This window comes from Brevundimonas sp. S1H14 (assembly GCF_047716865.1).
In the GTDB taxonomy this organism is placed as follows: domain Bacteria; phylum Pseudomonadota; class Alphaproteobacteria; order Caulobacterales; family Caulobacteraceae; genus Brevundimonas; species Brevundimonas naejangsanensis.
The window spans coordinates 1684022-1705523 of sequence record NZ_CP136679.1 but is presented as its reverse complement, the minus strand read 5'-3'; the positions used below and the strand labels follow the sequence as shown (position 1 = coordinate 1705523).

Sequence of the window (21502 nt, the reverse complement as noted above, 5' to 3'; positions counted from 1 at the left end):
GGCCGGTGTTGGATCGAGGTGCGCGCCCTGCCCCTCGCTCTTTTGGGACTGACCCTCGCCGCCTGCGACACGAGTCCGGGCGCGACTGACCGCGCGTTTCAGGCCTCGGGCGAAATCATCGCCATGGGCGGCGGGGCGGGCGGGCCAGCCAACGCCTGCTTCGCCTGTCATGGGCTGAAGGGAGAGGGCGACGGCGTTTCCACGCCACGCCTGGCGGGTCTGGAACAGGGTTACCTCCAGAAGCAGATGGAGGACTACGCCAGCGGCCTGCGTCCCGACGACGTCATGACCCGAGTTGCGCGCGGGCTCACGCCCGACGCCCGCCGCGTCGTGGCGGCCTGGTACGCTGGACTGCCTGCGCCCGCCGTGCACGCCTCAGCCGGTCCCCCGCCCCCGATCTGGCTTAGCGGCGACGCGGCGCGCGGGATCACCGCCTGCGCCGCCTGCCATGGAGCGGAAGGGCAAGGCGCGGGCGCAGGCCAACCGATCGTCGCCGGGCAGCCCGCCCCCTATACTCTGGAGCAGATTGACCGCTGGAAGTCCGGCAAGAGGCGCAACGACCCCCGCGGCGTCATGGCCGCCGCCGTCCAGCATCTGTCGGAAGAAGAAGCCCGCGCCATAGCCGAGTGGCTGTCGACCCGACCCGCCGCTCAAGCGCACGCCAACGCCTCTGCCAGTGCGTCCGTTTCGGCTTCGGCTGCGGCACGACCGGCAGCATCGCGTGAAACACGTCGTCCCGATCGATCAGATGGTGCTTGAGCGCCGCCCCGGCATGGATCGGGATCATCAGCAGAAGGGTCAGGACCAGACCCCAGTGCATCCACTCAGCCGCTGCCTCAATCGCCCATAGTTGGCGGTTCGACAAATCCTGCATCGGCAACAAAGGCCAAGGGATGAAGCCTGCCGCCGCCAGCTGGGTGTCCCGCGCCGTCGCAGAAACCATCGCCCATCCCGACAGCGGCAGTCCGAACAGGCAAAGGTAAAACACATAGTGGGTGATATGGGCCGCCGTGCTCTCCCATCCCGGCTTGTCCGCGTCATTGATCAGATCCGGCGCGACCAGCCGCCAGGTCAGGCGACCGATCACCAGCAGCAGCATCAGGATGCCGACGGCGAAGTGAACCTCATAGGCCGCGACCTTCTCTCCGCCAACCGGCAGCCGCCCCATCCACCAGCCCCAGCCCAGTTGGAACGCCACCAGACCCGCCATGCCCCAGTGAAACCCGATGGCCACGGGGGAATAGCGTCCCTCATCATGATGACCAGCGGCCCATTCCAGCGCCTGGGCGATCAAGCGGTCGATCATGGCGTCGTCTCGCCCGTCGGCTTCAGCAGGCCATTAAGACGCCATAGGGCGACGAGAAGATAGGCTGCCGCCGCCGGCGCCCACATGATCAGCCCCGCCGCCTGCTGATCCTCCAGCGGCGTCATGTTCCAGGCCAGGGTGCTGGCGAAATGCGGGGTATAAAGCGGTTGGGCCGCGAACACGATCAAGGCGCCCAGCAGCCCCATCAGCAGCATGGCCGCCAGCAGCGCCGCCACGGCCGCATGGCCTTTGGCGCTGCGCACCGTCGCCCAGAACCAGACCGCGCTCCCCAGGATGCTGACCTGCATCAGCCAATAAACTCCATCATGCGATAGAGCCTGAGCGTAGAGTCCGGGCGCGTGCCAGGCCCAGAAGACCACCGCCTGGACCGCCACGGCCGCCGCCAGACGCGGTCGTTTCAACCGGGGCAGGCACAGGGCCAGCAAGGGCGCCGCCGCCAGCACCAGCAGAAGATGATGCAGCGTCCGTGCCGTGAACAGCGCGGAACTCAGCGCGCACAGCGGCGAAATGAAGCCGATCGCCAGGACAGCCATCGCGGCCGTGTATCGCCCCTTCTGAGGCCCGCGGAGCAGAAGCAGCCCCGCGACCGTCGCAGCCATCAGAAGGACCCAGAGAACCGGGTCGCCGTTCCAGCGCCCCAGCGCCTCGGCCGGATCGGGCGCAGGCCCGCAATAGGGTGTCCAGACGGCATCGACCATTTTGGGCCAACGCCTGCGCGCTGCGACGGTTCACCTGCTCGGTTTCAAGGCGACTGTGACGTGAATGGGCCGACGCCTTACGGTTTCTCCTGAGCGCCGTCCGGCGTCACGATCAGTCGCCGTCCGGCATATGATCGGGGGTTGACATTCTCGATCACCACCTGCCGGTTGCCCATGTAGGTGACCTCGACACGAACCGGCTGCATGTGCGCCAGACCGAAATGGACAGGCACAGCGCTTTGAGCGTTGTAGCCGCCGCCAGTCGACACCTGACGGGCGCCGAGGATTTTACCCTCTCTATCGAACAGTCGCACTTCTGCGCCGGGCGGAATGCGCTTCCCGCCTTCGTCCAGAACCAGAATGCTGAGGCTGCGAGAGCGCGCCGGCTCAGCCAGTTCGTTATGGAACAGGAAGTGACCGCCTTCTTCGCCATATCCCTTGGTGAGGGACAGGTCCAAGGCGCCGTCGTTATCGTAATCGATCCATTCGACGCCGTGATCGCCCGCATTCAACAGGCTCTCGCGGGTCAGAATCTGCTCAAACCGCCCGTTCCCGAGATTGCGATACAGCAGATTGACAGGAATCTGCTTTCCCGGCTCGCCTTCATAATGGGTGACGAAGAGGTCCAGCCAGCCGTCATTGTCATAGTCGCCCCAGGCTGCCGCCACGGCGTGCCCGCCGTGATCCAGCCCAGCCTGGGCCGCGACTTCGGAAAACGTCCCGTCGCCGTTATTGCGGTACAGCAGGTCCGCGCCATAGACAGCGACAAAGATGTCGAGGTTCCCGTCGTTGTCATAGTCGCCGACCGCGCAACCGACGCCGCCCGTGCTGCGATCCCGCCCGGCCTGATCCATGCCGAGGGCCGGCGCCACATCGACGAAACTTCCCCCGTCATTGCGCCACAAGGCGTCGGTTGAGCCGGATTGGTTGGCCAGGAACAGGTCCAGATCGCCGTCGCGGTCATAGTCCAGCCAACAGGCGCCGACGGTGGCGCGAACGTCGTTGACGCCGCCCTCCCCCATCACCGGAACGAAACGGCCGTTCTGATTGCGGAAGAGCTGGTTCGGCCCTGCGCGGTCCGCCGCATAGAAGTCCAGCGCGCCGTCGTTGTCGTAGTCGATCCAGTTGGCCTGACGGCTCATCCGCCCCGGAACGAGAAGACCCAGCGACTCGGCCTGCTCCTCGAAACGCAGTCCGTCTTCGTTGCGCCAGACAAAGGAGCGGTTGGCCGCCCGATCGCCCATGACGTTCGATCCGCCCATCAGGTCGACAAAGCCGTCGCCATCGAAATCGCCCCAGCTCAGCCCCCGGATTTCGATGCCCGAGGTCGGCAGGCCCATCTCCGGGCCGACGTTGACGAAGGTTCCGCCGTCGTTGCGATAGAGACGGACTTCGCCGCTCTTCCAGGAGACGGCCAGGTCCAGGTCGCCGTCGTTGTCGAAGTCGGCCCAGGCGTTCGACAGAGCGCCCGCGACCGAAAAGCCCTCGACCTGAACCGCAGTGAAGGCTGGCTCGCCTGCAACCGCGCCAGAGGCGGCGACCATCAGCGCCAATGACGCCGCGCTCGCCGAATATCTGATCCGTCGTGTCATGGTCAGGCCTTTCATGGCTTGAAGTTAAAGGGCGTGCGTTCCTGGACCGCGGCCTCGACCTGCTCTCGGCGCAGCAACAGCTCGCGGAAATCGGCCTTCGACACACGTTCGATCTGATCGCTATAGTGGGGCGTGCCGGGCTGGCGCGAGTTGCCGTAGCTCATGAGGCCATAGGCCCGCACCGGTGTGGAGAACTCGATCATCGCCACCCATGTCTCGCCGTGGTTGGGCGTGCGAATCCCGTTTTCGTCAGGATCGGACCAGGTGAAGACCCGGAAGGAACCCAGGTTGCCGTAGCCGGCGGCGCCCGGAACATTCACGTCGTTCAGGATCATGCGTGAGGCATCGCCGAACGGCCGGTCGCTCGCGCCGTATTTGCGCTTGGTGTTGGCGATAGCGGTCCGCAATTGATCGACGGCGGCCTTGGGATCGCGGACGCCGTAAGGCGTGCTGACAGGCTTATCCAGCGACCAGGGCGTGGCGAAACCCGCCTGGCCGGCGAAAGACTGACCGGCGAACAGACGCGCCCATTCCTCGAACAGCAGGGCGGCGCGGCTGTCGCTGGTGAACTCGCGATCCCACGCCGCCAGCAGGCGCGCCGCCGCCTGGACCTCGGGATCGGGGTCGATCAGGGCCGCCGGGATCAGATCCGGCAAGGTGCGGTCGGCCATGACGGCGCGATGGTTCAACTGCAGCGCCATGAAGCGCTCCAGCGTCAGGTCGTCGTTCTCGGACATCAGACGCACGCTTTGTTGCGCGCGCAGGGAATGCGGCGTCTGGGGCGCCAGATAAGACGGGAAGTCCTTGGGCGTGTAGGTCACGGGCCAGGTCGGCGTCCACGGCGGGTCGTTCGAGTTCTGCACGAAGCCGCCCGGCGGATTGGTGACGCGCGGCAGGTCATCCAGCGGGTGCGTCTCGGTCCACAGGTAACGTGAGGAATCGCCCGGCACGAGCCCCTGCCAGAAGGCGATGTCGCCCTCGGCCCGTTTGGGCGCCACGCCGTTGAAGCTGTAGTTGATGGTCCCTTCGCGATCGGCGTAGACGATGTTGAAGGTCGGCACCTGCATCCGCGCCATGGCGGCTTCGTAGTCGTCGAAGCTGTCCGCCGTGATCATGTCGAAATACTGCTCGAGCATGCCCGGCCGATCCAGACCGGCGACCCGAACGGCGACGGCCGTGCCGTCCGCGCGCTCGAAGACCGGGCCATGGACGCTGGAGCGGATTTCCAGCGGCTTGTCGATCGTCGATCCGTCCGCCTGACGCAGGCGATACGAAACCTGACGCCGCTCAAACGGCCGCACCTGACCGTCATAAAGATAGCCGCCGTCCTGCAGCGTCAGCCGATAGTTTGTGGCCCCCAACATGCCGTTGACGGTGTTGGTGATGCCCATGCGCTGGTTGAAGGCGAAGCGGATGACCGGCAGGCCGATCTGGGTCGCGCCATAGATTTCAAAGTCCGGCGTGACGAGATGCGCCTCGTAGTAGGTGAAGTAGTCCGTCGTCCAGGACAGGTGCGGGTTCTGCAGCAGCAGGGCGTTCCCATTGGCCGTCTTGCCTGGCGCCACCGCCCAGGAGTTGGAGCCCTGATCGGCCAGGTCCGGCGGGTCGCCCTCGCCCAGGGTGCGGCCCGGCGATGCGACGTAGAGGAAGTTCATCAGGCGGTGGGCGTGGGCCACCACGTCGGCGCCGGAGACCGGCAGCACCTGCCGCACCTCGGGCGAGATGTCGTCTGGGTTCTGTTCCGCATAGGCGTTGATGCCCGCCGCGAAGGCGTCGAGGTTGGCGCGGAAATCAGGCGACTGCTGCGCATACCACTGCCGGGCGCGCTCCGGCACGCCGTTGGTCAGCAGCCAGACGGTCGTCTGTTCATAATCCGGGCCCCAGTATTCGGCCCCCTTGCCCCGCGCTTCTCCATACAGGCGCAGGATGTTGTCGCCGTGGCTGCGCGCCTGGGCCCAGCCGTAGCCGTAGAAGACCGACGGCGCGTCGACTCCATAGACATGGGGGACGCCGTAGCCGTCCCACAGGATCTCATTGGCCCTGGGCTTATAGGCCGTAATCGGCGCCTGCGGCGTCGAGGTCGGCTCGGCCAGCGCAAAGGCGACGCCGGGCGCAAGGCCGATCGCCGTCGCCATAACCAGGGCCGATGTCGCCCGGTGCAGAACTCTCAGCATGGATTTCCCCTCTCACCCCGACCTAGAGACGCCGCTGCGCGACGCCTCCGGACGTTCCCCTTGATCACCATTTGTAGGCGGCGCGCACGAACCAGGATCCGCCGGTGAAGCCGAACGGCGCAAGCCCGCTGTACATCCCATTGCCCAGGTTGGCCGAAGGCTCCTGAATCTTGGTCGGGTAAACGTTGAAGATGTTGTTGGCGCCGAGCGTCACGCGAACGGCGTCCGTCACATCGTAGTTGACCTGCAGATCGGTGATCCACGCCGCGTCAATGTCGTTGTCCAATGCAGGATTGGACGAGTGCCGCGTGGTGTATTCGCCGAACCGCGTCAGACGCAGGTTGGCGCTAAGCCGATCCAGCGCCCAGCCGCTGTTGAGCGAGATCTTGGATTTCGGCAGGGATTCCGTCAGCGCCGCCTGCTTGCTGCGGTCGAAGATGACGATATCGCCCAGCGCCGCCAGCTCCGGCGGATTGTCGATGATGCCGGTGATCTCGGTTTCGTTCTGATTATAACCGAAGCTGAAATCGAAATCGCCGAAGTCGACTGTGCCGTACTTGTAGGTCGCCACGATATCGAAGCCGCGTGTCCGCGTGTCGATGGCGTTGGTATAGTACTGACCGCTGACATCCGGCGACAGACCATTGGCGACCATGATGGCCTGAAGCTGCTCGCCGATTGTCGTCACCCCGTCCGCCGACAGACGCGTATCGATCGGCGAGAAGGTGGTGGTGACGGCGATGCGGTCAGCCACGTCGATCTGATAGGCGTCAAACGTCAAAGCGAAGTTCGAGAAGGGCGTCAGCGTGAAGCCCACGCTCAGGTTCTCCGACATTTCCGGCGTCAGGGGCTTGGCGCCCAAGGCGATGGCCTCCGGCGAGTTGACCTGGAAGTTCTTCAACCGCAGGGATTCGGCCACCCCGGTGCCCCGGATGTCGCGCAACTGGCTTGTCGTCGCCGAATAGGCCTGCTGCGCCAGGCTAGGAGCGCGGAAGCCCGTGTTGAATGAGGCGCGCAGAGCGGCCCAGTCGTTCAACTCATACCGGCTGCTGATCTTGTAGATGGTGGTGTCGCCGGCCGAGTCGTCGAAATTCTCGTAGCGCACAGCCCCGCCGAGATAGAATCGCTCGGTCGGATTCCAGCCCAGTTCGCCATAGACGCTGTAGTTGTTGCGGCTGACGTCAGCCTCGTCCTCGGGACGGAAGCCCGGCGTGGACTGCGTGCCCGGAGGCAGGGGCTGGCCCGCGAAGGGCTGGCCCGGCGGGCGAACGTAATCGCCCTGGATCCAGCTCGCCTCGTCCCCCTGCTTGATCGTGTAGTTCTCCCAGCGGTGCTGCAGACCGAAGGACACCTGCAACTCGCCCGCGTTCTCGAGCGTGAAGCCGCGCGTCACATCCAGCGCATTGACCCACTCGGCCGAAGCCAGTTGTCCGACGTAGAAATGACGTGGACTGCTCGGCCCCAGACTGGCGTTCAGACTGTAGTTCTCCCAGTCCGAAACATTCGAGCCGTAGCCCGTCGACAGGTCCCAATCCCAGCCGCCCAGCGAGCCCCGCGCACCGGCGACCGCTTCATAGTCCTTGTCCTTGATGACGGTCAGGGTGCGCAGGCCGTCCGGCGCGATCTCGGGCAGGACAGTGATGTCGGTCGGCGGCCGCCACGTCCAGCTCAGGTCGGACTTGCGCTGACCATAGGTGCCGAAGGCGTAGAGCTCGAGTTCGTTGCTGACCGTATAGGCCGCGTTCGCCCCGAAGACGTTGGAGACCTGAGGCATGGTGCCGTAGTTGGTCGTCACCATCCGGTCGATGATCGCTTCGCGCGGGTCGCGCGAACCGTCGGGCAACAGCGGATACAGGCGCACGGAATCGGCGATGCGCTCCGCTCGGTTCGATGCGCCGCGATCCATGAAGCTGTACGACAGGTTCAGGAAGCCGTCCTCGCCCAGCGCCAGGCCGAGATTGGCGTCCAGGTTCACATAGCGGCCGTCATTGCGGTCGAAATTTCGACCATGGGCGACGGAAATGCTGCCGCCCTGGGCGCTGGAATTCAGCATGACGTTGATGACGCCGGCCACGGCGTCCGAGCCATACTGGGCGGCGGCCCCGTCGCGCAGCACCTCGACCCTGGCGATGGCGCTGGACGGGATCATGTTCAGGTCGACCCCGACCGAGCCGTTGTAGAGCGTCGAAACCGAGTTGATCAGCGCCGTGCGGTGACGACGCTTCCCATTGACCAGCACCAGCGTCTGATCCGGATTCAGGCCCCGCAGCGCTCCGGTAGCGATGACGGTGGAGCTGCCGCCGCCCGACCGCGCCGGCAGGTTGAAGGACGGCACTAGGTAACGCACCGACTCGAACACGCCGGTCTGGGCCCCCTGCTGCAACTGCTCGGCGTTGAACACGTCGATGGGCGTCGGGCTCTCGATCGCTGTGCGCGGCGCTCCGCGCACGCCGGTGACGATGATGTCGTCCACCCGAGCCGCCTCGGCGGCTTCAGGCTGAGCGCGCTCCTGAGCCAGCGCCGCTCCCGCCGTCAGGCTAAGCAGACTGGCTGACGCCAGGCTCGCCGCTTTCAGGCCAACCCCTTTGAAATCTCTAGTCATCGCTAAGTCCCTCCCCCTCTGGATCGCGTTACAGCCCCTCGCTGCGCGAGCCGGTTTTTGTGATTACGCTGGGTGATACTGATTTCAATCGTGAGTAATCATGCTCTTATGTTTAGTATCCCTCATGAATATGAAGACGATGAGCGATATTCCGATCATGATCGTCACGTACCAGAAGTATGCGAACTCGTTATTCTGCGACTTGAACCACAGAGCGGCGTACTCGGCCGTGCCGCCGAACAGGGCGTTGGCGATGGCGTAAGGCAGGGCCACGCCCAGGGCCCGCACATGCGCCGGGAACAGTTCCGCCTTCACCACGGCGTTGATGGCGGTGTAACCGGACACGATCACGAGGGCCGCAAGAGCCAGGGCGAAAGCCGCCGGCGCGCTGTTCACCGTGGCCAGGGCCGACATGATCGGCACGGTGAAGAGCACGCCCAACACGCCGAAGGCGATCATCACCGGCCGTCGTCCAATCCGGTCCGACAAGGCTCCGACGACGGGCTGCAGCAACATAAAGACCAGAAGGGCCGCAGCGCTGATCTGGGTGGCCACGTCCTTGGAAAAGCCAGAGGTGTTGACCAAGAACTTCTGCAGATAGGTGGTGTACGTATAGAAGGCGAGCGTGCCGCCGGCCGTCAGTCCCATCACCAGAAGGGCTTCCTTCGGGTGCTTGAGGATCAGCAGCATGGCGCTGGATTTCGGCGCAGATCGGGTGTCTTCCGCCTTGAAGGCGTTGGTCTCATCCAGACCCCGGCGCAGCCAGAACACGACCACGGCCAGAGCCGCCCCGACGAAGAAGGGGATGCGCCAGCCCCAGGCGCCCAGCGCCTCATCCGTCATCACCGCCTGCAGGACGATGAGCAACAGCAGAGCCAGAAGTTGGCCCGAGATCAGAGTCACATACTGGAAACTGGACCAGAAGCCGCGGTTCTTGGCCGTCGCCATCTCGGACAGATAGGTGGCCGAAGAGCCGTATTCTCCACCAACGCTGATGCCCTGCAACAGCCGGGCGACCAGCAGCAGCGCCGGCGCGGCGATGCCGATCTGCGCGTACCCCGGCGTGCAGCCGATCAACAAGGAACCGGCGCACATCAAGGTGACCGACAGGGTCAGGCCAGCCTTGCGGCCCCGACGATCAGCGTAGACGCCCATGATCCAGGCGCCGATAGGCCGCATCAGGAAACCGACCGCAAAAACAGCCGCAGCGCCTAGAAGTTGGGCCGTTCCATCATCACTCGGGAAAAATATCGGCGCAAAATAGAGCGCGAACGCCGCATAGGCATACCAGTCAAACCACTCGACTAGATTACCTGTTGAGCCGCCTATGATGTTCTTGAGGCGGCGCGCGTTAGTCATTGAAGACATATCACCAACTCCGGGAGAATCTATTCTTGCAATCAAAGTGATCCCGGCTCATCAAATCTGACATATCCGCACCCCAAACCCTTCAACCGCTCTGCGACGGCTCGATGAATAATGATAGTCATGGGGATGATCATGGCGGCAACGCAGCCACGCAAAAACTTCACAACACGATGTTTTTCTTCACTTTAATGCCTGTTTTATTCCGACCTGGCGCCGCTCAGGCGTGTCGAAAAGCACCCATGTGAGACCGCCTTTGTCCCGCAAACCACACAGTCCCGTGCGAAAAGCTTTTCAGCCGCGACACCGCATGCTGACGCTTGTGGCGATCAGCCTCATCCTGGGCTGCGGACTTGCCGTCTGGGGCGGAGCTTATTGGGCGGCGCGTCAGGCCCGGCTGACGACGGACGCCGCAGCAGCCGAACAGGCGGACAAGCGCGCGCGTCAGTTAGCAGGCACGCTGCAAAAATTCCGCCTGCTTCCCCTGGTGCTGAGCGAATACCCTGATGTCCACGCCGTGCTCAGCGACGCCCGACCCGATGCCGTGGCGCGCCTGAACGGCAAACTGGAGCTGCTGGCGGAGCGGACCGACGCGGCCGCCATCTATGTCATCGCGCCGAACGGCCTGACTTTGGCGGCGAACAACTGGAACCAGCCCGGCAGCTTCGTAGGACAGAATTTCAGCTACCGGCCCTACTTCCTCAACGCCATGGCTAATGGGGAGGCCGAACTGTTCGCTGTAGGCTCGGTCACCGGACGACCAGGCTTCTTCATCGCTCGCAGGATCGACGAAGGCGCTCGAACCCTGGGCGTCATCGTCGTCAAAATAGATTTCGCCGACCTGGAAGCGCAATGGAGCGGCACGGCCGAGCACACCCTGGTTGTCGATCCCCGCGGCGTCGTCATCATCACCGACCACGCCCCCTGGCGATTTCGCGCCACACGCCCGCTGACGCCTGAAGATCATCAGGGCATCCGCAGCGCCCTTCAGTTCGCTTCCCTGCCGCTGTCGCCGCTCCGGTTCATGCAGAATAGCGACGGAGACCTGAGCATGGCGGATGCCGAAGGTCGCTTCCGCACGTCGCGAACGGCTGCCGCCATCGAAGGCGCATCCCTGCTGCACGTAGCTTCGCTGGAGCCGGCCTACAGAAGCGCCAACCTCCAGGCGCGCCTGGTCATCTTCGCCGTCCTGGCCGCCGCCGTCATGGCCTTCGCCGCCTATTGGCGCATACACATGGGCCGCCTGGCCCAGGTTCGCGCCCGTCAGGCTCTGGAAGAAGAAGTCGATGCGCGCACCAGCGAGTTGCGGGACGCCAATCGCCGTCTGCGCGAGGAGTCACAGGGGCGCCTGGCGGCCGATCGCCGGTGGCGCGCCGCCAGCGAAGAATTGGCGCAGGCCAACCGCCTCGGCCTGATTGGACAGGTCACGGCCGGCGTCGCCCACGAGATCAACCAGCCCATCGCCGCGATCCGCGCCTTCGCCGAAAACGGCGCGCGCTATCTTCAGCGCGGCAGCATCGCCAAGGTTCAGGACGATCTGGCGTCCATTGTCGACCTGACTGACCGCGTCGCGCGGATCACGACGGAACTCCGGTCCTTTTCACGCAAGCGAACCCCGTTGATGGACGAGGTCAGCCTGAACGAGGCGCTGGACGGCGCCCTGCTGCTGATCGGAGACCGTTTACGCACGGCCGGCGTGCGCCTGGACTGGACACCGCCCGTGAAGACCCTGCGAGTCAGCGCCGACAAGATGCGGCTGGAACAGATCTTCATCAACCTGATCCAGAATGCGACCGACGCCTTGCAGGATCGCCCCGACCCGAACATCGCCATTGTCATAGAGGTCGGCGACGAGGATGTTTCGATTGTTATCGCCGACAACGGTCCCGGCGTGTCTCCCGACCTGGAAGGATCCCTCTTCACGCCTTTTGTCACCAGTAAGCCCGCCGGATTGGGTCTCGGCCTCGGCATCGCCCGAGACATAGCCCGCGAGTTCGGCGGCTCCCTTTCTCTTGCGGCTTCTCCCTTGGGCGGCGCTGCGTTTCGTGTTCGATTGAGACGCGCATGACGACTCCGGAAACTCCTCCCTCGGTGCTGTTCATCGAAGATGACGCCGAGCTGCGGCGCGCAATCGTCGATGCGCTGGATCTTGAATCCATCACTGTTCAGGCCCTGCCTGACGCCGTCCAGGCGCTGGCCGCTCTGACGCCCCAGTTCCGCGGGGTGGTGGTTTCCGACATCCGCATGCCGGGCATGGACGGGCTGGAGCTGTTCTCACGCATTCGCGCGCTCGACTCCCAGATTCCGGTCATCCTGATCAGCGGACATGCCGATGTGCCGATGGCGGTCCAGGCGCTGCAGGACGGCGCCTTCGACTTCCTGACGAAACCGTTCGCCATGGAGCGGCTGATCACCGCCGTGAACCAGGCGCAGGACTATCGGACCCGCGCACTGGCGCATCGCTCATTGCGGGCGGCGACGGAAGCCGCCGCTCACGCCAACACGCTGCTGATCGGAGAGAGCCCCGCGATGGTCGCGCTGCGCGAGGCCATCGCCCGCATCGCCGCATCAGATCTGGACGTTCTCGTCGAAGGCGAAACCGGCACGGGCAAGGAATTGGCGGCTCTGACGTTGCACCGACTCAGCAAGCGACGCGGCAAGAGCTTCGTGCCGGTCAACTGCGGCGCCATCCCCGATCACTTCGCCGAGGTGGAGTTGTTCGGCCAGACGCTGGACGGCTCAGGCTATCGGCGAACCGCCCAGGTCGGCCGCATCGAGGCCGCTGACAAGGGCACGCTGTTCCTTGACGAGATCGACAGCATGAGCCCGGGCGTCCAGGTCAAGCTGCTGCGCGTTCTCGAGGAACGCACGCTAATGTCGGGAGGCGAGCCCTACCCTGTCGACATTCGCGTCATCGCCGCATCAAAGCGAGATCTGGAGAGCGCCGCGCGTGACGGCGCTTTCCGCTCCGACCTGTTCTACCGACTGAACGTGGTGCGCCTTCGGATGCCCCCTCTGCGTGAAAGACGCGAGGATATCCTGCCACTGTTTGCGCATTTCCTGGCGGACCGGAAACAGGCTCAGGAGACGGACGCCTACGCCATATCCGACCCCATTCGCCAACACCTACTGGAGCATAGCTGGCCCGGCAATGTACGGGAGTTGCGCAACTTCGCACTCAGCACCCTGGTTAACGCCCCGGAGATCGAAACCGCCGCGGCGTCCTCGCCTCAAAGCCTCACCCACCGCATGGATGCTTTCGAAGCGGCTCTGATCCGCGAAGCTTTACAGGCGGCCGGAGGCAACGTCTCCGAGGTCATCGCCAGATTGGGGACGCCCAGAAAGACCCTTTACGGCAAGTTCAAACGCCTCAACATCGACCCTGCGGCCTATCGGTAGGCTACGCCCGCGTCGCAACGCTGCGGTTGTGCCGAGCGTCTCTCTCCCGCCTCAATCGGACTTTGAAAACACGGCTGACAGAGCTTCGACCAACCATCGGGTTCCCATGTCGCCGTCAGAGCGTTCATGCCACACCAAGTGGTAGTCGAAAGGCTGGATTTCCTGCGGCGCCGGGAAGACGCCAAGGCCGTGCGCCGCCGCGAAACGCTCGGCTGCCCGGCGCGGCAGGAGGGCCACCGCCTCGCTAGCCTGCAGCAGATAGGGGACCAGGGCGAAGCTCTCGGCCCGCACCAGGACGCGACGCTCGGCCATATCGGGCAGATCGTCCGACACCCAGTCGCCGAAGCCGTCCCCCGCCGAAGGGACGACATGGGGCCAGCGCAGCAGTTCGGCGTGCGTCGGCTTCGTCTGGCAGACAGGATGGTCGCGGCGCGCCAGGCCCAGATGCGTCTCACGAAACAGCCAGCGCGCCTTCAGCCCCGCGCCCTCGGGATTCCAGCCGGTCAGCACCAGATCCAGCCGACCGTCCTCGAGCCGCCGCAGACTGGTGTCCGACAAAGGCTCGACGTCCAGTTCCACCCCCGTCGCCTCCTGCGCTATGCGGGCGATGGCGGGCGTCAGGACGCTGAGCAGCCCGAAATCGGTGGAGGCTAGACGGAACACCCGCTTCATCCGCCCGAGATCCAGGCTGGGGTCGCGCAGCAGGCTCTCGCCCGCCTCCAGCCAGGCGCGCAGCGGGCCCGACAGGGCCTCGGCGCGCGGCGTCGGCATCATGCCGCGCGGACCGCGCACCAGCAGGGGATCGTCGAACTGATCGCGCAGCCGGGCCAGGATGCGGCTCATCGCCGGCTGGCCGATGCCCAGACGCTCAGCCGCACGCGAGACGCTGCGCTGCTCGATCAGCACCTGAAGGTGCGGAAGCAGGGTGAAATCGACGCGGTGGGGAAGTCGCCCCGACATATGGCCTCGCTGCATGACGCCCCGCGCGTCGCCCCCGGCTGTATTAAGAACGCCTCTTAATTGCAACACATACGCACCCCAGTCCGCGACCCGTTTTAGCCACCTGCCGACGGCCGCCCCCTCATGCAACGAGGCGAATAGGCCCCATGCCGAATCCGACATTGAGACAATATTGCGAATGATTATTAGGAGCGGGCCGCTCGCACGGTCGAGCTTTCCTCCCCTCCCCGGGCGCCTGGCGCCCGCCTAACGCACGCCTCTGGGGGCGCATGATGCACCTATCAAAACGCCGCATCGGGCTGGGCCTGATGACCTCCACCCTACTCGCCGCCTCGCCGGTTCTGGCCGAGACCGTCATGCCGGACGTCTCCGGCGTCGATCCCCAGGCCACCACGGTCAGCGACGTCATCGTCACGGCGTCAGGCACGGCTGTGGACGTCCGCAACGCCCCTGCCTCGGTCAGCGTCATCACCCGCGACGAGATCGAGCGTCAGCCTGTGCAGAGCCTGGGCGAACTGTTGGGCCGTCTGCCTGGCGTGACCGGGGGCGTCAGCCCCACCGGAGCCATGTCCAAGATCACCATTCGCGGCCTGCCGGACAACTACACCCTGGTGCTGGTCGACGGCCGCCGCGTCGGCAACTCGCGCGACATCAGCTATCGCCCCGACCTGGGCCGACAGGACCTGAACTGGATCTCGCCCGACATGATCGAGCGCATCGAGGTCGTGCGCGGGCCGATGTCATCCCTCTATGGCTCCGACGCCATGGGAGGGGTCATCAATATCATCACCCGCAAAATCGCCCCGACGTGGCGCGGATCGGCCAACACCAGCTACACCTGGTCCGAGGATTCCGAACGCGGCGACGCCTATCAACTGGGCGTCAACGTGGCCGGTCCGCTGGCCGAGAACCTGGGCCTGCGCCTGGGCGCGACCTACGCCCGAACCAACCCGGACGAGGTGAACATCTCGAGCAACAACGGCGCGGGCGGCGTCGTAAACAAGAGCCTGAACGGCGTGCTGAACTGGGCGCCGTTCGAGAACCAAAACTTCTCGTTCGAGGCGAACTATGGGGTGGAGGAGCCCCTGGCGCCCAAGCTGTTGGTGCCGAACAGCAGTGGCGTGCTGACGCCGCAGGGCGCTTTCGGCTCCGAGACAGAGCGCACCAATTTCCGCGCCAGCCACGAGGGCGAATGGTCCTTCGGCAAGACGCGTCTGGACGTCTATCGCAACGCCTTCGAGAACAAGGCGATGGGCGAGTACGGCGGCTCCGGCGAGTTCGAGGAATGGATCGTCGACGGCCTGTGGAACTTCGAAAAGAATTTCGTCTGGCTGCACAAGTTCGCCCTCGGCGCCCAGTATCGTCAGGAAGAGCTGACCAACACCGACACCATCGGTACGGTGCCGATCGACTATGACGGCAACGTCATCACCGGCGCTACGCTGAAAGGCGACACGGCGGCCATCTTCGCCGAGGACCAGATCACCCTGCGCGAGAATCTACTGCTGACGCTGGGCGGTCGTCTGGACAGCCATGACAAGTACGGCGAGCATTTCAGTCCGCGCGCCTATCTGGTCTGGCATCCGGCCGAGGCCTGGACGCTGCGCGGGGGCGTCTCCAAGGGCTTCCGCGCGCCGTCCCTGAAGGAGAACAGCGCCGGCGCGGCGACAAACTCCGGCGGCAACGGCTGCCGGGGCCTGATCGGCATGGTCGCCAGGGACAAGAACGGAAACCCGATCCTGGACGGGAACGGCAACCCGCTGATCTACACCTCGGGCGGCTGCTGGATGGCGGGTAACCCCAACCTCAAGCCCGAGGAAAGCACCAGCTATGAGTTCGGCTTCGCCTATGACGGCGCCGCCTACAGCTTCGCCGCCACCTATTTCCACACCGACTTCGAAAACAAGATCCAGTACGCGCCGCTGGGCTATTTCGAAGGCCGCTGGTGGACCAAGAACGAGAACGTCCAGCGCGCCCGCACCAAAGGCCTTGAACTGACCGGCCAGGCCAACCTGCCCTATGATCTGACCCTGCGCGGCAACGCCACCTGGATGATCGAGGCCAAGAACCTCGACACCGGGGCCAGCCTGATCACCACGCCGGAATGGTCGGGCTACGCCTCGCTGGACTGGCGGGCGACGGATCGCCTGGGGGTCATGCTGTCGGCCCAGTACACCGGCGAGCAGCTGAGCGGCGGCTCGACCCTGACCAACGCCCGCACCGAGTTCGACCTGACGACCGCCTATGAGGCGTCCGACACGGTGACGCTGCGCGCCGGCGTCTCCAACCTCTTCAACGAGAAGGTCAGCGGCACCGCCGGCGATGGCTACTATTCGCCCGGCCGCCGCTTCTTCGTTGGCCTGACCACCCGCTTCTGATCCGGAGAAACTGCGATCATGACTAACCTACGCAAATCCCTTCGCGGCGCCGCCCTCGGCGCCCTTCTGGCGGCATCGGCCGTCGCAGTTCCGGCGACGGTCTCGGCCCAGGCCCTGTTCTCGGCGCCCGAGCGCCTGGACGGCGGCCAGGTCAGCTTCGCCTCGGGCGAGCGCGGCAAGCCCGTCCTGCCGGGCGGCCCCGTGGTCGCTGCCGGCCGCGGCTTCCATCCGGGTCAGAGCATCACTCTGATATACGGCCAGACGCCGCTGTCGACCGGCCCGATCACGGCTGACGCCGAAGGCGGCTTCGAGGCGCGGCTGACGCTGCCCGCCGACGCCCAGCCGGGCAATCATCCGATCGTGGCGGTGTCGCAGGCGCCCTACAACGCCGTCCTGGCCAATCTGAAGATTTCGCCGAACGTGCCGCTGTCGAACGAGGCGGCCTACCGGATCACCAGCATCCAGCCGACGCGCGGCCTGTACCAGACCGCCTACAGCGCCAAACGCAACGCCGTCTTCGCCACCTCGGCGGTCGGCCGTCCGCCGGTGCGCCAGTCGGAGCTGCTGCGCCTGAACGCCGACACCCTGGCGGTCGAAGCCCGCATCACCCCGGCCGCCGCGCCGGGCCGCGCCGGTCGCGACGGCCAGCCCCAGGACGGCGGAGTCTTCGCCGTCTACGGCGTCGGGGTCGATGACTCCAACGACACCGTCTGGGTCTCGAACAGCCGCCAGAACACGGTGGCCGTCTATCGCCAGTCAGACCTGTCGCTGGTGCGCCAGTTCGAGCCGGGCACGGTCAACCACGCCCGCGACGTCGTCATCGACGAAGAGCACGGCAAGGCCTACGCCAGCGCCACCTTCGAGCCCGAGGTCGTGGTGTTCGACACCGGCGCCCTGACGGTGGCCAAGCGCATCAAGATCGACTCGACCGTGCGCGGCGAGACTTTCTCAGCCGCCAGCGTCTCCTATGACCGCGAAGCGCGCCGCCTGTACGTCGCCTCCAACTCGACCAATGAGGTCGCCGTCATCGACGCCGCCGCCGACACCGTGCTGAACGTCTTCCGCGTGCCCGGCGCGCGCAGCGTGATCGGCGTTTCGCACGATCCGCAGACCGACCGCATCTTCGTCGCGGCCCAGGGCACCGACAACCTGGTGGTGCTGAACGGTTCGGACGGTTCGGTCGTGGCCGACACCCCGGTCGGCGCGGGCGCCCTGAACGTGGTGTTCGAGCCGAAGTCGCGCCGCGCCTTCGTCAGCACCTTCGGCGCCGGCACGGTGACAGTCACTGACGTCGACGGCCGCATCGTCGCCAACCTGCCGGCCCCGCCGGTGGCCAACCACGTCTCGACCGACGGTCGCGGCAACGTCTACGTCGCGGTCAAGTCCGGCTGGACCACGGACGGAAACGACTCCGTGCTGCGCATCCGCCCCGCGCGCTAATGAAGAAACTCTGACGCGAAGCGAGAACTAAAAAGAAGGGCCCTGGCGATCACTGCCAGGGCCCTTCCCGTCTCAAAAGCGTGGTGCGGGCCCTTACGACGGGCCTCTCGGATAATAAGAGACGCCCCTCGCCATTCACTGCCATGGCGAGGAGCGTCTGACCGTTTAGCGCTGGGTTGCGTCAGCGATCAGGGCGCGGGCGCGCTCTACAGCAGCCTGGGTGGTCAATGTCCCTGCGTTGATCTGGTCCGCTAGGTCCATCAGAGGGGCGCTGGTGACGGCGCCGGTTTCGGCGACCTCCTGAACATGGACGCCTCCCTCACGTGCGATCACTGCGTCCCATGCGGCGCGGACCTCAGCCCAGTAGTCTTTGGTCGCGGCCCAATAGTCGTCGCCGGGCTTGGGCTCGAAGGCCGTCGATGCGTCGTAGGTGTTGACCACGTCTTCCTGAACCACGGCCTGAGGAACACCGCCGTTACGCCCCGTCATCTTGACGTTGTCCTGAATGTGGACCCAGCCGCCCGGACGGATAACGTGGCGATTGGTCCCAAGATAACGGTCATAGACCGGGTTACGCACGGCGTCGCGACGGGCCAGCGGCCGCCAGGTCGGGCCGGACGTCCACACGGTCATGCCATTGTCGTAGCTCCAACGTCCGACGCCGCCATAGCGCGGCGAATCGTCCGTTTGCCAGACAGTCTGGGACCAGGCGCCGCGACGCTCTTCGGCCGACACAGGAGTCAGGGTCCACTGGTCCGGTCCGGCGTAGGTCAGCACGGTCTCGGGCTGATAGGCCCAGTCCTGACGCCAGTGTTTGACCAGTATGGTCTGGCCCTCGTGATACATGACCAGGATGTGCTGAAGGCTGATGCGATCGCCGGTGTCGTAGACGACACGCACGATCTCGGTGCCGCCGGACCGCTTGGGCTCGAGCGGCTGATAGTCCGCCTGCAGGCCGACCGTCTCGCGCATGTCGAAACGCACGCGATAATCGCCGACCTGGGCCAGGATGGCCTGACGGTCCTGTTCAAAGGCGCTGGCGGGCGCCTGGGTCTGGCCTGTCGCCGTCGAGGCGGGCAACGCCTGCACAGCCGGGGCGCCGGTCAGAAGGGCGGCCGCGATCAAGATTGCGCGCATGGGGGCTCCATTGGTTTGCGAAGGACGGGGTTTCAGCTGGCGCTTCCGGGGCATGGTCGAGCTCACAGGCGCACGCTCAGAGACACGCCGAAGTTGCGGCCGGGCTGGGTAAAGGCGTCCAGCGTCGCCGGTCGGGCGCCGACGGCCGGGCTGTTCAGGCCGCGCACGTCGCTCCACCAGGCGTATTTCTCGTCAAAGACGTTGAAGGCGCCGGCGCGCAGAGTGGCCCGTTCGGTCACGTTCCAGAAGGCGGTGACGTCCAGCAGGGTGAAGCGCTCGCCCGGCCAGCACAGACCGCCGCCGCATTCGTGGTTCGACTTCCTGTCCGACCAGGTGACGGTGGCGCTGCCGCCCCAGACGCCCGAGGGAGCGGCGTAGTTCAGCCCGCCGACCAGCTTGATCGGATCCACGCTGGTCAGGGCGCCGCGCTTGCCTTCCGTCTCCTGTTCGCCATCGGCGAAAGAGGCGGCGACGATGGTCGAGAAGCCGTTGTCCCAGTGAATGTCGCCGCGCGCTTCCAGGCCCCAGATCTCGACCTTGGTCAGGTTGACGTACTGATAGATCAGCGGATCGACGCCCGGCACGCCGGTCCCGCTCACCACGACCTGATTGATGAAGTCGTCGTATTCCGTGCGGAAGGCCGTGGCCTGCAGCGAAAGGGCGCCGCCGAAGGCCTCCAGATTGCGGAAGCGGAAGCCGCCCTCGATGCTCTCGCTGGTTTCGGGCTTCAGGTCCGGGTTCGGAATGGACTCATAGCCGAACACCGGGTTGGCGAAGAAGTTGTTCACCTGCATCGGCGATGGCGCCTTGAAGCCCTGGGCGTAGTTGGCGAAGACGCCGAAATGATCGTCGGCCCAGTAGATGGCGCCGATCTTGGGCGACAGATGGCTGTCGCTCTGCCCCTCGGCCGGGGCCGGGAACAGGGCGTCGGCCTGCGGCGTCAGCTCATACCAGTCGTAGCGCAGGGCCGGGATGATGCTGAGGCGGCCGCCCAGCAGATCAATCTCGTCCTGGATGAACAGGCCCGCCAGGTCGAACTCGGTCTTGGGGAAAGGCCGGGCGGGGAAAGGCTCGCCCATCGGCGGGACCGTGCCGTCGCGGATGCCTTCCTGGGTGGTGCGCGACCAGTCGGCGCCGAAGGTGACACGGTGACGAACAACCTCGCCGCCGAAGCTCTTGGAACCCTGCGCCGCCAGGCCCCAGACGACGTTGTCGAAGGTCACGTCGCGGGTGCGATCGCCCAGCGTCGGACGCTGCTCATAGGTGAACTGGCGCGTCGTGGCATCCTGCCAGAAGACGGCGGCGGAGCCGGAATCGAGGCCCAGGAAGTCGTCGAAACGCCAGTCAAGGCTGACGCGGTCTCGCTGCGTCTCGTCCTGGGCGCTCAGGCCGGTGACGGAAGCGGAATAGCTGCTGAGCGCCTCGCCCTCCATGTCCTGGTCGAAATGGTCGTAGGTCAGGCGCAGGGTGTGATGGTCATTCACATCCCAGACCAGCTTGGCCAACACGGCGTTGGAGGCGAAGTCCTGAGGGTTGGGCTGGGTGCGGGCCGCGCCGACGCCGCCGGTCTCAGCCATGTTCTCGGTCTCTTGTGCGTCACGGCGGGTGTAGGCCAGCAGACCCGAAAGGGCGCCGCTGCGCCCGGCCAGGGCAAGGCCTTCGGTCCAGCCCTCGTCAGCGGAGTTGTAGCCGACCCGCGCACGGGCGCCGAAGCTGCGGCCCGCCTCGATGAAGTCGGTCGGGTCCTTCGAGGTGAAGCTGACCGCCCCGGCGATGCCATCCGAGCCATACAGAGCCGAAGCCGGACCGCGCAGGATCTCGACCGACTTGACCAGATCCAGGTCATTATAGCCGCCCCGCCCGACCGCCTGGGCGCCGAAGGCGAAGCCGTCCGGCACCCGCACGCCGTCCTGGACGATCAAGACGCGGTTGCCGCCCATGCCGCGGATGGTGAAGCCTGAATTGCCGTCACGACCGGAGCCAGACAGCGCGGCCGAAAAGCGGGCCGGACTGGTCGGAACGCTGACGCCCGGCTCAAACCGGATCAGGTCCTTGATGTCCGTTACGAGGTTGTTCTCAATATCCTTGGCGGTGATCACGCTGATGCTGGCTGGGACTTCGTCGATGCGCCGTTCGGTGCGAGTGCCGACAACCGTGACCGGAGCCACCCGCACCGGTTGATTCAGGTCGATCTCAAACGCGCCCTCGGCGCTGGCCGGCAGGGCGGCCCCGAGGGCGGCGAGTCCGGCGGAAAACATCAATAGCGAACGCATAGGCGGCACCCTGTTTGAAAGAGTCCTCGCCTTTAGTGCGAACGATTATCAGAATCAATCTTAAACTGCTGCCCCCCGCCTGCATCCGCCTAAGGTCAACTGTCGCGCGAACGACAACGAAAGCGGGCTTGAGACTTCTGAGCGACCTCGCCCAGGC

13 protein-coding genes and 1 pseudogene are annotated in these 21502 nt (G+C 65.4%); 5 read left to right on the top strand and 9 right to left on the bottom strand.

Annotation, left to right across the window (positions count from 1 at the left end):
* Positions 1-123: 123 nt before the first annotated feature.
* Positions 124-579, top strand: a pseudogene (locus RSD66_RS08310) (c-type cytochrome); the annotation flags it as partial.
* On the opposite strand, the gene RSD66_RS08305 reads toward RSD66_RS08310, so the two are convergent.
* From RSD66_RS08305 to RSD66_RS08280, 6 genes are all read right to left on the bottom strand, one after another.
* Positions 572-1306 (bottom strand): cytochrome b, encoded by a 735-nt coding sequence (locus tag RSD66_RS08305; protein WP_415287267.1) that lies wholly within the window; start codon positions 1304-1306, stop codon positions 572-574. The pseudogene RSD66_RS08310 and the gene RSD66_RS08305 overlap by 8 nt on opposite strands.
* Positions 1303-2025: a cytochrome c oxidase assembly protein gene (locus RSD66_RS08300; RefSeq protein ID WP_119411922.1), complete on the bottom strand. Its 723-nt coding sequence runs from the start codon at positions 2023-2025 to the stop codon at positions 1303-1305. Before RSD66_RS08300 ends, RSD66_RS08305 begins: the two co-directional genes overlap by 4 nt.
* Positions 2026-2102: 77 nt before the next feature.
* Complete coding sequence (locus RSD66_RS08295) at positions 2103-3569, bottom strand: CRTAC1 family protein (protein WP_415287266.1); 1467 nt, start codon at positions 3567-3569, stop codon at positions 2103-2105.
* A 59-nt stretch (positions 3570-3628) separates the two neighbouring features.
* The gene (locus RSD66_RS08290; RefSeq protein WP_415287265.1) at positions 3629-5791 is read right to left on the bottom strand and encodes an acylase; all 2163 of its coding nucleotides are present in this window, start codon (positions 5789-5791) and stop codon (positions 3629-3631) included.
* Between the two features lie 64 nt (positions 5792-5855).
* Positions 5856-8393 (bottom strand): TonB-dependent receptor plug domain-containing protein, encoded by a 2538-nt coding sequence (locus RSD66_RS08285; protein WP_415287264.1) that lies wholly within the window; start codon positions 8391-8393, stop codon positions 5856-5858.
* Between the two features lie 84 nt (positions 8394-8477).
* Entirely contained in the window at positions 8478-9761 is a 1284-nt protein-coding gene (locus tag RSD66_RS08280) for an MFS transporter (protein WP_415287263.1), read from the bottom strand.
* 307 nt (positions 9762-10068) lie between these two features.
* On the opposite strand from RSD66_RS08280, the gene RSD66_RS08275 reads away from it, so the two are divergent.
* Positions 10069-11826 carry a sensor histidine kinase gene (locus RSD66_RS08275; RefSeq protein WP_415287262.1) on the top strand — a complete coding sequence of 586 codons (1758 nt, stop codon included), beginning with the start codon at positions 10069-10071 and terminating at the stop codon, positions 11824-11826.
* Positions 11823-13157, top strand: a complete 1335-nt coding sequence (locus RSD66_RS08270; protein WP_415287261.1) for a sigma-54-dependent transcriptional regulator — start codon at positions 11823-11825, stop codon at positions 13155-13157. The genes RSD66_RS08275 and RSD66_RS08270 overlap by 4 nt, the downstream gene beginning before the upstream one ends.
* 51 nt (positions 13158-13208) lie before the next feature.
* Here the strand turns inward: RSD66_RS08270 and RSD66_RS08265 are convergent, their stop codons facing one another.
* Positions 13209-14117, bottom strand: coding sequence for a LysR family transcriptional regulator (locus RSD66_RS08265; protein ID WP_415287260.1), 909 nt, complete (start codon positions 14115-14117; stop codon positions 13209-13211).
* Between the two features lie 269 nt (positions 14118-14386).
* Here RSD66_RS08265 and RSD66_RS08260 point away from each other — a divergent pair, with 269 nt between their 5' ends.
* Together RSD66_RS08260 and RSD66_RS08255 are read left to right on the top strand one after the other, a co-directional pair.
* Positions 14387-16495 carry a TonB-dependent receptor domain-containing protein gene (locus RSD66_RS08260; protein ID WP_233551804.1) on the top strand — a complete coding sequence of 703 codons (2109 nt, stop codon included), beginning with the start codon at positions 14387-14389 and terminating at the stop codon, positions 16493-16495.
* Positions 16496-16513: 18 nt separating this feature from the next.
* A complete protein-coding gene (locus RSD66_RS08255; RefSeq protein ID WP_415287259.1) occupies positions 16514-17935 on the top strand; it encodes a hypothetical protein in 1422 nt (473 codons plus the stop codon).
* A gap of 165 nt (positions 17936-18100) precedes the next feature.
* On the opposite strand, the gene RSD66_RS08250 is transcribed toward RSD66_RS08255, so the two are convergent.
* Both RSD66_RS08250 and RSD66_RS08245 read right to left on the bottom strand, forming a co-directional pair.
* Positions 18101-19072 carry a DUF6607 family protein gene (locus tag RSD66_RS08250; RefSeq protein ID WP_415287257.1) on the bottom strand — a complete coding sequence of 324 codons (972 nt, stop codon included), beginning with the start codon at positions 19070-19072 and terminating at the stop codon, positions 18101-18103.
* Between the two features lie 62 nt (positions 19073-19134).
* Positions 19135-21345, bottom strand: coding sequence for a TonB-dependent hemoglobin/transferrin/lactoferrin family receptor (locus RSD66_RS08245; protein WP_415287256.1), 2211 nt, complete (start codon positions 21343-21345; stop codon positions 19135-19137).
* Positions 21346-21502: the final 157 nt, after the last annotated feature.